A 13,092-nucleotide genomic window follows, 5' to 3' on the forward strand; every position below is an offset into this window, starting at 1 on the left:
GCACGTTGTTAAGACGCAGCCGGCTCGGGGGCACTCAAGACATGGGAATAGAAATGAAGAACTTGTTGCTTATGACAGTCAGTACGGTGGCGCTTGCTGCGGTGGCCCCCGCATTCAGTGCTGATCTGCCTGCGCAACCCATCAGGCCTCTCTACACCACCGCTCCAGGACCTGTCGCGGCTGCAATCTACGATTGGAGTGCTTACTATTTCGGCGTGAACGGTGGTCTGAGCTCAGGCGAGAGTTGTTGGGAGTACCTTGGCAGCACGCCCGAGGGCTGTCATCATCCGACAGGCGGTAGCGTGGGCCTCCAGATCGGCTATCGATGGCAGATGGGCCAGATCGTGCTGGGTGTTGAGGGCCAGGGCAACTGGGCTGATTTGACCGGGTCCAATCAAAGCATCGCGTTTTCCGATACTACCAACCAGACTAAGATTGACGCGTTCGGTCTCATGACGGGGCAGATTGGTTATGCCTTTGGGAATAACGTACTTTACGGCAAAGGCGGCGCCGCAGTCACGAGCAACATCCATCAGATCAGCTCGACCGTGGCAGGAGCCGCTAGGAAAAGTGACGTTCTTTGGGGCGGTGTGTTGGGGGTCGGATTCGAGCACGGCATCGCACCGAACTGGACGGTGGGCTTCGAGTACGACCACCTGTTCTTCCAGCCCCGCACGGTGAAATTCAGCGGGAACATTGGTGGGGCCGATCGCATCCGCGAGGATCTCGACCTTATCACGGTACGGGTCAACTATAAGTTTGGCGGTCCGATTCTCCTGAAATATTGATCCGTAGTTCTGTCGATGGCCCCGGCCTAGCCGGGGCCATTTGAAGGGAAGCATGGCCCGCTCAGAGCCCGGCCATTCAGGCAATTCCGACGTGAGATTCAAGCGCCGCCTGCGCGATCCCGGCCCCTTTCGCTGGCCTGCGACCCCTCCTTCTCCGGACGGCAAGCTCAGCACTTCGCGGGGAACCGCCGGCTCAGCGCTGAGCACACTCGACACCGAAAGTCAGCCGTAATCGTGGAGAGGGGTAGTCGCAAGGGCGACGAGCTCGGAACCTGCGTCGATGCCGCGGGAATGATACTGCTTGGCTTGCGGCTGCCGCCTTGCCAGGGTAAGCGGCGCATCGCCGTCGCAATCGAGGCAGACGAGATCGTCGAACACAGCTGCCTCCGCTGAGGCGGCCACGGCAAGAGTCCGCCTGCAAGCGTTGAGGACATAATAGATCGACTCATCCGCGTCTTCGCGAACCCGGACGATAGGCAGCTCGGCTTTCCAACATCTCACCGGCCCGTCCGATCTTTCGGATCACTCGGCCTCGCCCGCTTCGGCTACTAGCGGCAACCGAGCAGGCGAGCAGCCTGCCCTCCGACATCGCCGATATCGCGCGCCAAGCGCCGATGCGGACAGAGGAGAAATCCATCTGTGCCGCGGGCGGGGCGCAATGACGTCAGTGAAAGCCGCGGACACGGGCGACCTCATGATGAAGCAAGGCGGCATCCACAGCAGGACTGACCCGAGTTTCTCCGGCCAGGACGCCATAACCCTCGCGCTCAGATGGCATCGCTGCCGGGCGCAAGCTCCATGGCCGGGCAGACCTCTAATCTCGCGTCGCCTTGCAACCCGCCGAAACCCAGGCGGTCAGCCACGCCAGAGCGCGGGGAATAGGTTTGGAGTTCATTCTCGGTCCTTCACACCTCGAAGGGGTTCTGCAGTTCGCACCCGTAGCAACCACAACAGGATTCCTGCAGACTCCGTAGCGCGAGACGCGTCAAGACAGTTGGATCCAAGTGACCTTTTGCGGCCAGAGCTAATACCTTTTCGGCGAGGCACGCCTTCAACGAAGACGTCCGGTTTGCTTCGGGCACCATCCCGATCGCATCGTCCAGAACACCTCGCAACAAAGCGCATAGTTTGGTTTTCGGTGTCATGGCGCTAATCCAAAAACAACGGAGATCTGGCCGACCTCGGCTCCGGCCCGCCTGGCCGGTGGCCCCCGGAAAGCCGTGCGGAATAAACCTTCTTCGCTCCAGGGAGCGGGAGGAATAAGGGAGACGGCCGAGCCTTAGTACAAGAGCTAGGTTTCGGTAATGTGACAGTTCGTGCTCCGCTCATTCTGGATGCATGACGGCTTAAGAAAGCATCCTGCGGATAGGTCCTTTGGTTTTCAAGTCGACGCTTGCTGACGCTATCAACAAAAGTTCGTAAAGCATTTGGTGAGGATCGCCGAGCCGTGAATTGGGCAGCCTTAGTGGATTGCTTGTTCCGATCGCGCCAATTCCGGCTTAGGAGCTCGTCGCGCCTTTTGAGCCGGATGTGCGGCGCGGTTGCTATAGTCGGCGAGCCACGCTTGTGAATCCACGCTGCTCAATCTGGCGGTCATGTTCACGGCCAGAGCTCCGGCTCGGCGGAAACGGATTGGTCCGCAGGCTCAGAGTTGTCAAATCCCGGTTCTGGTAGTTGAAACACGACGCAACATCATCTTGAACTCTTCTGGCACGGTTCACAGTTGAGCTTACGGTGATAAGAATTTCTCTTCGAGATAATTTCGGCGTGCTCCGGCCAGCCCAGCTTGTCGCCGTCCAGGATCGCTGGTTCGAGTGGCTCGATATTCGCACCGAAACTTTCGCCCAGCTGCGCGATCCAGTGACGCTAGAACGTGCTTGGGTGCCACTGGGCTCGATTACCGTTCCGCCAGAACCAGAATGGACACCAACACATCCGGCGGTCACCAGGGCTCGCCGCCCCACATAATGCCTACCCCCCTGTTTAGCACCGTATTCCATGGAGCGGATCAAGTTTGAAGCATCCCGCATGGTCGTTCTGGCTAGTCAGTCACTGTCCGGTGCCATGTGTGACACAATTATGATTGCTCGCGGGACAACACCGTTGAGGCGTGTCTGACTCACACTGTCGAACTTACGACACGGTGGTACTTATTTGTAGAACTAGGCGGTGTGGACTCTGAGAACCCATTTCCAGGAGAAAATCAGATTCATGGCTGTTTTCTCGGAGCAAGTCTTCGGTGTCATGAACCCGCTGGGTCGACCGGAGGTCGAACGCGACGCGGCTGCTTTGTAGCTTACCCGCGGCGGCTGTAATGGCCCCTACAGCCATCCGCCGCCCCTTTGCCTCAGTCCGCGCGCTGCAACAGCGCGCTAGCCGTCATCCACAACAACACGTCACGGGGGTTCCGATATGCAGCTGCTAAGTTCCTCCACGCCGAGCGCCATTCTCTCGAGTGCCCCTTCTCACAACTTAAGCAATTCAGCAGCGTTGCGACCGATTGACGCGGAACGGAAGGTCAGGTGTCCGTCAACACCCTACAGCTATAGGAATCATGTGGCTTGCTTCCTTATCTCGATCGACGGCAGTAGCCCACCGTGGATCTTTGCCTCAAAGCTCCGCAGGCGCTGATAAATCGAGATCAGTTCGACGATCGTGCTCCAGGAGTTGACGAGATACTGAAACGAGGTTCGCACTTGCTTGAACGCGTTGAGGATCTGGTTCATCGCGCCGAGGGTGATCCTGCCCGCGATGATTGTGGGCGCAAGCAGCAGATAAGGAAAGATGACGTCAGTCTGCAGATAGACGATCCGGCCGATATTGAAGTACATGAAGTTCAGATAGAGCCGGAAGTAATTCCTGCGAATGTCTCTAAACAGTACGCTCAATGTCGGCGCATTGGCACGCGCCGTATCATCCTCGCCGAGCACGAGCTCCTTGCGATAGGCCGCTTCGACCCGTTGGTTGAAAAATTCAATTCCGGGCAGGCGGATGCCAATAAGCGCGAGAACGCCGGTGCCCAGGATCGACCAGATGACCGCGGCGAACACCAGCGGATAGGAAATCGAGCCGAACAGAGGCAGCTCGGTGACGTTACTGGACAACCTCACCAGAACCGGCAGGAAGGCCACCAGTGTCAGCACCGCGCTGATGAGATTGACGCCTAGACCTTCCATGGTGCTGGCAAAGCGCATGGTGTCTTCCTGAATCCGCTGGGAGGCGCCTTCGATCGTGCGCAGCCGCGGCCAGTTGGCGACATAAAAATCGTTCATCGCCGTACGCCAGCGGAAGATGTAGTGGCTGACGAAGAATCGCGTCATCACGCCGACCACGACGGCCACGAGCGCTATGCCGGCAAAGGTCGACAACTCGCTGTAGAACTGCTCGACCGTGACCGGCGCCGACTTCGAAAGCGCAGCCTGGATCATGTCATAGAACGGTCCATACCAGCTGTTGATCGCGACCGAGACCTGGACCTGAAAGTAAGAGGTGAACAGGATCAACGCCGAACCAAGAATGGACCACGTCGCCCAGGGATGCGGGGCAAATAACATCCATGCCGCCGCGAACGCCGTAACGGTCAGCGCAAAATAGAGATCAAACCACAGCGCCGAGGCCGACCAGAACGTCGCAAGCCCGACCGGCTTCTCCGGGGCCGGAAAGAGATTGCCGGCAAATACATACCAAAACGCCATCGCCAACGCCGTCCAAAGAATTGACGACGCAAAGAACAACTTTGGTCGAAGGAAGAATGAAACGAACATGCTCGCCGTCCTTTATCGACTTAGAACTTCAGCTCAGAAGATGAACTCGCCGCGGTTTCGCTAACTGTTCCTGACTTCCGGTCACCCGCCAGTCGCGTCGCACGCGCGATGCCTGAAAGGCCCCGGTCTAGCCGGGGCCTTCGATTCACCAGTCCGACTTCAGATCAATATTTGAGCAGAATCGGGCCGCCGAACTTATAGTTGAGCCGCGCAGTCACAAGATCGAAATCCTGGCGGATGCGGTCGCCGCCCAGCGAACCAGCAGCCACGACAAAGTTCACGTCGGCATCCCGCATGAACAAGTGGTCGTACTCGACGCTTACCGACCAGTTCGGCGCGAAACCGACTTCGATCCCGGCGCCCACAGTAGCACCCCAAGGGCTGCTATCAGCGCCCGCGAACTGCGCGCCCGTGACTGCGGAGTTGACTAGATACGTGTTGCTCGCCACTGCGACGCCGCCCTTGGCGTAAAACAGTACGGTGTCGAGCGCATAACCGATCTGCCCAGTCATCGTACCGAACGCACCAATCTTGCTCTGGTCGACATCGCCGAACGCAATGCTGACGTTGGATCCGCTCAGATCAGCCCAGTTCCCCTGACCTTCAACGCCCAGCACGATCTGGCCGATCTGCCATCGATAGCCGATCTGCCCGCCGACGGTAATGCCGGTCGCATCATGACAGCCCTCAGGGGTGCGACCATTGTAGTCCCAGCAATTCGAGCTTGAGCCCAAGCCGCCGTTCACACCGACGTAGAGGCCGCTCCAGTCGTAAATTGCAGCCGCGACAGGCGGCGGAGCTTTGGAGTAGAGAGGTTGGACGGGCTGCGCAGCCAGGTCTGCACCGGATGCGGACGCAATTGCGCCAAGCGCCACAATGCTCACAGTCGTAAGCAAGAAGTTCTTCATTTCTACTCTCATGTCTTGAGTGCCCCGAGCCTCATGCGTCTTAACAACGTGCGCGCGAATTGCTGTAGCTGCGTCACAACATTCGTGCCGAAAGAAATGCGTGAACCGGACGCTGCGTTAGGTTCTGCGTTGCAGATCATTCCCAAGTGTCCCCTTACGGAGGCCACCATGGGCGGAGCGCCACATCGGCATGCGTTTCTTGGAATCCCGGGCCCACCTTGATATCCCGCATTCCAAGTTCGGCGGAGACATCGAGCAGTTTGCTGACGGAATTTGTCGGATTCCATTCGCTTCTCGTCAGTCCTGTACCAATCGAGCAGAAATTCAATCTTCAGATATTTGATGCCATTGTCTTGAAGAATGCGTCTCATTTCCGCAAAACCAATCTTGCTTTGCGCGACCATCGTGTCTTCGTAGTGAAGACCGAACCCGTTGAACCCCGCGCGCGCTGCCCCTTCGACCCTGCCTTTGAATTGGAATGGAGTGACCTCAGCAGGCCCCCAGCGGGTAAACGTGCCCCGAAAGCGCGAAATACGAGATCAGAAGCTCTACGTCATTAGCCACGGCACTATCCTCGCGCGTTCAAGCGGTGAAGTAAGGTATGGCAGCCCACAGGCCACCGGTTGCCATTCTGATATCATGGCACTCGCTGACATAAAGTGGGCGCCCCACGAAACAGTTTTGCCTATTGGAGGCCCGGACCAACTTCGAAAATGGCCGCGCGGCCCTTCATTCGATTGGCGGCGCATCCGGCGCAATGTGGTTGTCGGCACGGCACGCGGCATGAAGAGCGCTAGCCGATGCGCGGTCTCGAACGTAAGCGGCATTTCCGCGACGATATCCATCCTCTTTGAGCGACGGTGAATGACGATCGCTCGATCGTGCTGATCCGCATTCCAGAAAACAACATAAAGATTGTACCTTCTAATGAATCCGACAAACGTGCCTTTGATGTTTTCAGACCCAAGGACGAGGCCGCCGGCCGCCTTCGATTGGGCCGGCTCCTGGACCGTCTTGACCATCTCGTCGAAAATGATCGCGCTCGGTTCCGCCCTCTTCCATGATTTTTTATCCGGAGTGGCAAGAGCACCGAGCGTTGGCGCGCAGCCCGGAAACCATCCGCCTCGCTGCCGTCAGCCAGATGGAGCATGGGGCAATGGAGACGGTGCCGCCATTTGAGAAGAGCCGCGAAATGCGATCGCGCAAGTTCGCCACGGCAGCGCCGCCGGGATAGCCGCGCCAGTCGCCAATCGGCCCGTCATCCTTGACGTGGGTTTCGCTGTGGTCGCTGTGACCAAAGCGGCCGACGAAGTCCGATTTATTTTCGTTCTTCGCCGGCTTCTGATTCATTCGGCTGGACTGTGCAATTGAGCCGCCCCGGGTTTGCCGCAGCCCATTTGCTTTAACTTACGCCGCCATGATGACTTGATTTCGGTGGAGCGCTGCAAGGCAAACGCGTGAATGAGGCGGCAGATTTATCTATGCCCTTCCATAGCGAGCCGCAGCGACTTCGGGATGCGCTGCGCCTTTCCAGCTGAGATAAACGCTACCCGTACACGTGCTGTGACCAGGAGATCGTCGCCACGCCTGCATTCCTGCAGCAAGGCAATCGACGCGCCCCTCACCTCTTGCGGGACTGTGACGACGTCAAGAATGTCATCCAAGACCGCCGGTTTTAGAAAATCGATCGTCATCGAGCGCACAACGAAGGCAACACCGGGCGCATCGTTCTTGGCTTCTTTGAGTAATGCTTGCTGATTCGTTCCGAGCAGGCGCAAGTAGTTCGTTCTGCCGCGTTCCATGAAGCGCAAGAAATTTGCGTGATAAACAATCTGGCCGGAGTCGGTATCTTCGAAATAGACCCGGATCTGCATATGATGGCGGCCGTCGCGAATTTCGCCATCAAGAGAGGCTCTCACGGTGTGGTCCCCTTGCTGCCCTTTTGGGACCCATTGTCTCGCACAAAGGCGCGTTCCAGAGCAAGCGCCGAGGGGCTTTGGCTTTGTTCGCGCAGTCGGAGCTCCGGCGCACCGCCGCGTGGGTGCTGCGCGTGCCCTCAACAGATCAACAACTTAGTAGCTCGGCCTGATCTTCGGGGTGATGACGAACTGCCCTTTTGGCCTGCGATTTGCCTGCCGGTGTGGCGCTGGCACGTCAGTGTTGGATACTAGGGAGGTCCGCTTGGATACTAGAGAGGTCCGCCAGAACTTAGCGGTATTCACGATGGCTGCTGGAGCTCGGGTCGATCAAGAAGCTACTTGTAAGAGGATTGGCGGATGCGAAACAATCGACGATCACACGGACTGTGGGTGCTGACTGCGCCACCAGCGCCACAAACTGCTCCACTTACTGATGAAATTGCAGCGGATATCGTCGTGATTGGCGGTGGATATACCGGGCTGTCGGCGGCCCTTCATCTAGCTGAAGGTGGAGCGCGTGTTGCGCTTTTGGAGGCGTCTGAAATAGGATTCGGCGGGTCCGGGCGGAACGTCGGACTCGTGAATGCGGGCATGTGGCTCATGCCTGAGTCGCTTCCGGCCGCGCTCCGCGCGCCTTTTGGAGAACGGTTACTTGAACAGCTCGGCCGCGGACCGCAGACGGTATTCGAGCTCATCGAAAAGCACCACATCGAATGTGAAGTCGAACGTGCCGGCACCTTGCATTGTGCGGTCGGACGTAAGGGCTTGGAGGAGGTTGAGGCCCGTGCCGAACAGTGGCAGAAGCGTGGAGCGCCCGTCCTGGTGCTAAATGCGGAGGCAACACGCAGCAAAGTAGGCGGTGGCGACTACACCGGCGCGCTGCTCGATAAGCGCGCCGGCACCATACAGCCATTGGCTTATGTGCGAGGGTTAGCGCGGGCCGCGCTTGCGATGGGAGCCAGGATATTTACGCATAGTGAGGCCGTCATGGCGCAACAGAATGGTTTCCGCTGGAGAGTCGGCACCGAAAGCGGATCTGTAGAGGCCGACTGGGTGGTCGTCGCGACGGACGCTTATAGCAAGGGACTTTGGTCTGAGGTACGGCAGGAACAGATTCAACTGCCCTATTTCAACTTTGGCACGCCATGTCTGCCCGATGATCTGAGAAAGTCGATCCTGCCTGAGCGGCAGGGTGTGTGGGACACTCGAGAAGTCCTCTCTTCGTTTCGTCTCGATCGCTCCGGGCGACTCGTGTTTGGCAGTGTTGGTGCGCTTGAGGGGATTGGGCGATCTATTCACCGCGCTTGGGCCCAAAGATCGTTGCACAAGCTTTTTCCAGGACTTCGGGGCGTCCAGTTTGAAACCGGCTGGTTTGGCATGATTGGAATGACCTCCGACAACTTGCCCCGGCTTCACAAGCTGGACCGCCAAGTCATCGGTTTCAGTGGCTATAACGGCCGCGGAATCGCACCAGGCACTGTGTTTGGCAGTGTTTTGGCTTCGTATGTATTGGGGCAGATCGCGGAGAACGACCTGCCGTTGCCGGTCACCGCCGTTGAAGCCCAGCGCTTTCGTGCAGCGCAGGAGGCGTTTTATACGGCGGGCTCCCAGCTTGTTCACCTGATGGATTCCTGGTTCTGATCACCCCAGCAACCCGGTTGGCTTCACAAGCTGCCCTCGCTCGAAGCATGCCGGTCCTCGTGATGTTGTTATGATGTGTTCAAGGGCGCCGTCATGGAACTTAGCATACCTCGGGTAGACGATCGGATGGTGAAACGACGAGCTTGCGACGGGTGACGTTCATGACTCGAGCTGTCGGTTCTCCGCCGAATGCCAGTCCGCACCGTGGAGGCGGATCATCTCCCCGACGGATCGCTCGATGAAGACGCGCTCAACGCAAAAGCCGGCAGTGACCGAAGCCGCACTTTAAAAGGGTTTCTCGATATCGCGAGACACCAGCGCGAAGGCCCACTCCAAACTGGAAGCGCTCATGAGTCGCCGTCACGGCGGTCGAAAGGGAAGCGCCAGCCTGTGAGGCGAGTTCTGCGTCATTTCGTTTCGCTGAACCCGTCTGGAAACTCCCTTATGATGGACAGGGCAACTTCGCCTCCCTGCTTTATCCCGGCATCGTAGTGCTAGATGCCAGCGCGGCTTTCTGTTGGGGTGTCATAATTAATCCATGCGCCGAGCGCGTGCGGTGCGCGGCGAAATCTCTTCCGAATAATGAGGTTGTCCACAGGAAGCTGTGAATAGCCGGCGTAAGGTTCCGCTATTTGCGGTTGCACGCCGGGAAACGTGTTCCACTGCTCGTAACGAATCGGGGAGAACCGCCAGCTTGCGACTGGCGGCCCCGATTGCCCGCGCAACGCTGCGGACTGCGGGCCAAACGCTGATGTTAGCAGCAACAGCATTACATTCGGTAAGCCCCGAGAGGTCAAGTCCGGCTTTACTCTAGTGACAGAAGTCGAATGGCTACCTATAAGAACGCCAACTACCTACCGCAATCTAACAGCGACTGTTTCGATCAGGATCAGGGGCCGGGAGTCGCGGCTCCCTTTGCCGCTCTCTACCGATGCACGGGCTGTCATCGCGAAATCGGAATTGCAGCAGGCCACACATTGCCTCCGCAAAGCAATCATGCGCATACGTCAGCACAAGCACCATTCGATGGCGTCTGATCGTATGGGCAGATCACAATCCGAAGTGAGCGACCGACAACAGCGGAAGTCCGGTTCAGCCGGGCTTCTACACTCTTGTTTGGAGATGCCCATTCAGGCGAGAGTACTTGAGAATGAGCTAGAAGTATTTCGCGGCCGGGTCTTCAGCATCTTCCACTTCCGGCATCATTACTTTCGATGCATCGGACAGCGAGCCGCCAATGGAATTCAGCATCATTCTGAGAAGATTCAGAGCTTTCGCAAACGTCTTCGCCTCCGATTTGCCGCGCAACCAGCCCACTTGCCATTGCCACTAGCGTCCGGTGGCTCCGGGTTGAACCATCGAAGGTCATCAGACAGCGTTCGCCGCGCCTCGCGCTCGTGCGGTTTGCCTAAGCATTTCGGCGGTTCGCCTAACGGACCCAAGCCGTTTGGCTCTTTGCGGCCCGAAAATCGTTTTGGATTCTTGCGAGTGCGGCCGGTCGCCCGGGCTTTGCTGAGAGGAACGCATGCGCGTGCCATTGAAATTCATTCCTTTATATAAATTGGCTATGGGGACTCCATTTGCAGCTGTGCGCGTGAACGACCCGGTCGGTGTTTGGGTTGGCCGTTCTGTGCCTTTCGAGATGCCCTACCCATGTGAACCACGCGAGCGCGACAAAGATTGCAATCAGGTGCATGCTCCGAACAAACATCTTCTCGGAAGCAACGGCAATACGGGCAACGGCGATGAATGAAGTTACGATGCTCAACGCGGAGTTAGATCGCTGCAAGGCTGAGCTGAGGGACCTTAACGCGAAGATGAGCTCAATTTCCTGCACGCAGCCGGTGGACATGACCGCAGTCGAGGACGTGGCGAGGCGAATTCGCCAAATTGCCGAACGGGTCGAAGTCTTGACGCGCACCATCCTCCACGGTCCACAAGCCGGAACACAATAAGGCTGCCAGGAGCGCTGCCGGGCGGCCAGTTACAAAGTTAACCCGGCAGGGAGATGCCCAGGTTAGATCATATTTCTAAGCCTTGCGTGTTCTTGCAGCAGCTCAACTTCTTCTGTCTGAGCCCCTGTTGCTTTCGTCAACTGTCGGCCACCTAGTCTTGCGAAGCGATTCGCGATCACCGTAGGTCGCAGGAACGTGCGCTTTTGGATGACGTAACGTGCGCGACACGCGATGCAGGTTCTGCGCTGCTACGGTCGAAAATGTCTTAAGCGGGCAGATATTCTGGCGGGAATTGTGCGAGGGCTTTAGCCTCTTCGCCCTGCCCGTGCGTTGGATGTAACCGTTGACATAAGTGCGATGCCAAGGGCCGCGTCCCCAAGCCGGATGATGAGCGGACCTGAGGCGCATTCAGCGAAGCTCGAGTCTGCCAAGGACCGCGAGTGCTCGCCACGAAAGATCGCTTCGCGGTCCTCAAATCGCGTGTTGCTCAGGCAGTCGCCTGCTGAAGCCCGACTTCCCCATGCCAACCGGAGCGTCTTCAGCGCAAAGGCCCCGTCTCCATGGAGCGCCGCCCGCGAACACTTGCGAATGGCGCCTCCTTCATACTCAACATTTCGCGTTGTCGTGTTCAGCCGTATCCGGCTGAAGACGTTAATGTCGGAGACCAGACACTAACGCGCGAGTATTCCGTCGCCTGAGCCGAAGAACATGGTTTTGCCCTCTTCAAGCGGGGCTCGCAAATGGCTTTGGTGGCACGTGGATTGCTGGGACACCGAAAAGAGCCCGTACGATCATGACGGCCTCGCAGTCGCCGGCCCAGGAGTCCAAATGAAACTTGCTCGATTGATCGCGGGCGTCAATCATCTCCATTCTCGCCAGCATTTCATCTCATCTAGTGTGTCGATGCCCATGCCGTAGTAGTTCGGTGCTACTATACGTGGCGAACGACGGTGGCACCCGCACGGAATCTATGCTTAAGGTCAGATCATGAAACCGGTTCTCGTCTTCGATTGGAATGGAACGTTGCTCGATGATGCATACGCACTGCTCGAAACCACCAATGCAATTCTAGATCGCTTTGGTCGTACAACGATCGACATGAAGACGCTTCGGGAACATTGCGACGTTCCGCTGTCTCTTCTTTATCGCAGCCTCGGACTATCGCGAGACGAGCTTGCGACGGTGGATCGCGATGGGAGTGCAATGTTTCACGACGCCTATGAGGCTCTTGCGGGCAGAGCCGATCTACGCGAGGGCGCGCGCAGAGTCTTGGAGTTGGCGCGCCGAGAAGGGGCTTCGTCCATCATCGTGAGCAACCATATAGTCGACCCTCTGCGCTACCAATTGAGAAGACTTGGAATCAATGACTGCATCGACGATGTGCTCGCGTTCGAAAGCCGCGACACGCAATACAAATCGACAAGCAAAGGAGAGCGACTTCGTCTATACATGCAGAAGAACAACTTGAAACCAGCGTCAACTTTCATCATCGGCGATATGCCGATCGAAACGGATATTGCACGGAATCTCGGACTGATAAGTATAGCCATTACCGGGGGATTTGTTTCCGAGGCGCGCCTGCAAGCGGCGCATCCAGACTACACGATTAACAACCTTCATGAGCTGTTGCCAATCTTACGAAGCTACGGTTTTTTTGGAATGCACAAATCATGATCGGCGAAGATCACCGCACAGCGTCTGTAAAACCTTGATCATGTCGTCCATGTTGAACGAGCTTATCTCGGCGATTCGAACTCCGCCTTCGACATCGCACGCGTCGCATGGCTCAACTCAGTCGCGAGTCCAGCATCTGCAATACCGAACCCGTAATCCGGTACCTGCCGCACTCGCGGCATTCCAGGCGCCTGTAGTCGTCACCGGTGGACTGCTCGAGGCTTGACGATGCCAGATCGAACAATAACCCATCTCTCACCCACACATTGCCGCTCTTACGACCTCAGCGATCCCAGATAGTCGAGCGTGTTGGCAAGCGTCACATTGTAGAATCGGAGAGCAACTTCACCCCGTGCGTCGAACGCTGGCTCTGACGCATATTCGATGATCGTGTTTGTTTTTATGGCGCGCCAATCAGCCTAGCCTGAAGGAGATCGAGCTTA

Annotated in this window: 11 protein-coding genes; 6 read left to right on the forward strand and 5 right to left on the reverse strand. The window is 57.5% G+C overall.

The features are described from left to right. The first annotated feature begins 53 nt into the window (after positions 1-53). A complete protein-coding gene (locus tag AC0L23_RS33660; protein ID WP_007596410.1) occupies positions 54-788 on the forward strand; it encodes an outer membrane protein in 735 nt (244 codons plus the stop codon). Positions 789-1,079: 291 nt separating this feature from the next. Continuing rightward, entirely contained in the window at positions 1,080-1,181 is a 102-nt protein-coding gene (locus AC0L23_RS33665; protein ID WP_369126693.1) for a hypothetical protein, read from the forward strand. 2,159 nt (positions 1,182-3,340) lie between these two features. Here the strand turns inward: AC0L23_RS33665 and sbmA are convergent. Together sbmA and AC0L23_RS33675 are read right to left on the reverse strand one after the other, a co-directional pair. After that, positions 3,341-4,552 carry a peptide antibiotic transporter SbmA gene (gene sbmA, locus AC0L23_RS33670; protein WP_473357964.1) on the reverse strand — a complete coding sequence of 404 codons (1,212 nt, stop codon included), beginning with the start codon at positions 4,550-4,552 and terminating at the stop codon, positions 3,341-3,343. A 164-nt stretch (positions 4,553-4,716) separates the two neighbouring features. After that, entirely contained in the window at positions 4,717-5,460 is a 744-nt protein-coding gene (locus AC0L23_RS33675; protein ID WP_035993548.1) for an outer membrane protein, read from the reverse strand. 860 nt (positions 5,461-6,320) lie between these two features. Here AC0L23_RS33675 and AC0L23_RS33680 point away from each other — a divergent pair. Beyond that, the gene (locus AC0L23_RS33680) at positions 6,321-6,524 is read left to right on the forward strand and encodes a hypothetical protein (protein WP_219683517.1); all 204 of its coding nucleotides are present in this window, start codon (positions 6,321-6,323) and stop codon (positions 6,522-6,524) included. A gap of 4 nt (positions 6,525-6,528) precedes the next feature. Here the strand turns inward: AC0L23_RS33680 and AC0L23_RS33685 are convergent, their stop codons facing one another. Continuing rightward, complete coding sequence (locus AC0L23_RS33685) at positions 6,529-6,810, reverse strand: hypothetical protein (RefSeq protein WP_007596414.1); 282 nt, start codon at positions 6,808-6,810, stop codon at positions 6,529-6,531. A gap of 125 nt (positions 6,811-6,935) precedes the next feature. Next, positions 6,936-7,379, reverse strand: coding sequence for a tol-pal system-associated acyl-CoA thioesterase (ybgC, locus tag AC0L23_RS33690; RefSeq protein ID WP_007596415.1), 444 nt, complete (start codon positions 7,377-7,379; stop codon positions 6,936-6,938). 357 nt (positions 7,380-7,736) lie between these two features. Here ybgC and AC0L23_RS33695 point away from each other — a divergent pair, with 357 nt between their 5' ends. Then, positions 7,737-9,020 carry an NAD(P)/FAD-dependent oxidoreductase gene (locus AC0L23_RS33695; protein ID WP_007596417.1) on the forward strand — a complete coding sequence of 428 codons (1,284 nt, stop codon included), beginning with the start codon at positions 7,737-7,739 and terminating at the stop codon, positions 9,018-9,020. A gap of 1,155 nt (positions 9,021-10,175) precedes the next feature. Here the strand turns inward: AC0L23_RS33695 and AC0L23_RS33700 are convergent. Beyond that, on the reverse strand, positions 10,176-10,337 hold the full coding sequence (locus AC0L23_RS33700) for a hypothetical protein (RefSeq protein WP_157158605.1): 162 nt from the start codon (positions 10,335-10,337) through the stop codon (positions 10,176-10,178). Between the two features lie 208 nt (positions 10,338-10,545). On the opposite strand from AC0L23_RS33700, the gene AC0L23_RS33705 reads away from it, so the two are divergent. Next, on the forward strand, positions 10,546-10,773 hold the full coding sequence (locus AC0L23_RS33705) for a hypothetical protein (RefSeq protein ID WP_473357965.1): 228 nt from the start codon (positions 10,546-10,548) through the stop codon (positions 10,771-10,773). A gap of 1,189 nt (positions 10,774-11,962) precedes the next feature. Further along, complete coding sequence (locus AC0L23_RS33710; RefSeq protein ID WP_007596419.1) at positions 11,963-12,649, forward strand: HAD family hydrolase; 687 nt, start codon at positions 11,963-11,965, stop codon at positions 12,647-12,649. Positions 12,650-13,092: the final 443 nt, after the last annotated feature.

The sequence above is a fragment of the Bradyrhizobium sp. MI1.4 genome (assembly GCF_055811315.1).

What these genes read in the sequence shown, in the direction of transcription:
- AC0L23_RS33660 (WP_007596410.1), top strand. Translation starts at nt 54, where the DNA reads ATGAAGAACTTGTTGCTTATGACAGTCAGTACGGTGGCGCTTGCTGCG.
- AC0L23_RS33665 (WP_369126693.1), top strand. Translation starts at nt 1,080, where the DNA reads ATGATACTGCTTGGCTTGCGGCTGCCGCCTTGCCAGGGTAAGCGGCGC.
- sbmA (WP_473357964.1), bottom strand. Translation starts at nt 4,552, where the DNA reads ATGTTCGTTTCATTCTTCCTTCGACCAAAGTTGTTCTTTGCGTCGTCA.
- AC0L23_RS33675 (WP_035993548.1), bottom strand. Translation starts at nt 5,460, where the DNA reads ATGAAGAACTTCTTGCTTACGACTGTGAGCATTGTGGCGCTTGGCGCA.
- AC0L23_RS33685 (WP_007596414.1), bottom strand. Translation starts at nt 6,810, where the DNA reads ATGAATCAGAAGCCGGCGAAGAACGAAAATAAATCGGACTTCGTCGGC.
- AC0L23_RS33695 (WP_007596417.1), top strand. Translation starts at nt 7,737, where the DNA reads ATGCGAAACAATCGACGATCACACGGACTGTGGGTGCTGACTGCGCCA.
- AC0L23_RS33705 (WP_473357965.1), top strand. Translation starts at nt 10,546, where the DNA reads ATGCGCGTGCCATTGAAATTCATTCCTTTATATAAATTGGCTATGGGG.
- AC0L23_RS33710 (WP_007596419.1), top strand. Translation starts at nt 11,963, where the DNA reads ATGAAACCGGTTCTCGTCTTCGATTGGAATGGAACGTTGCTCGATGAT.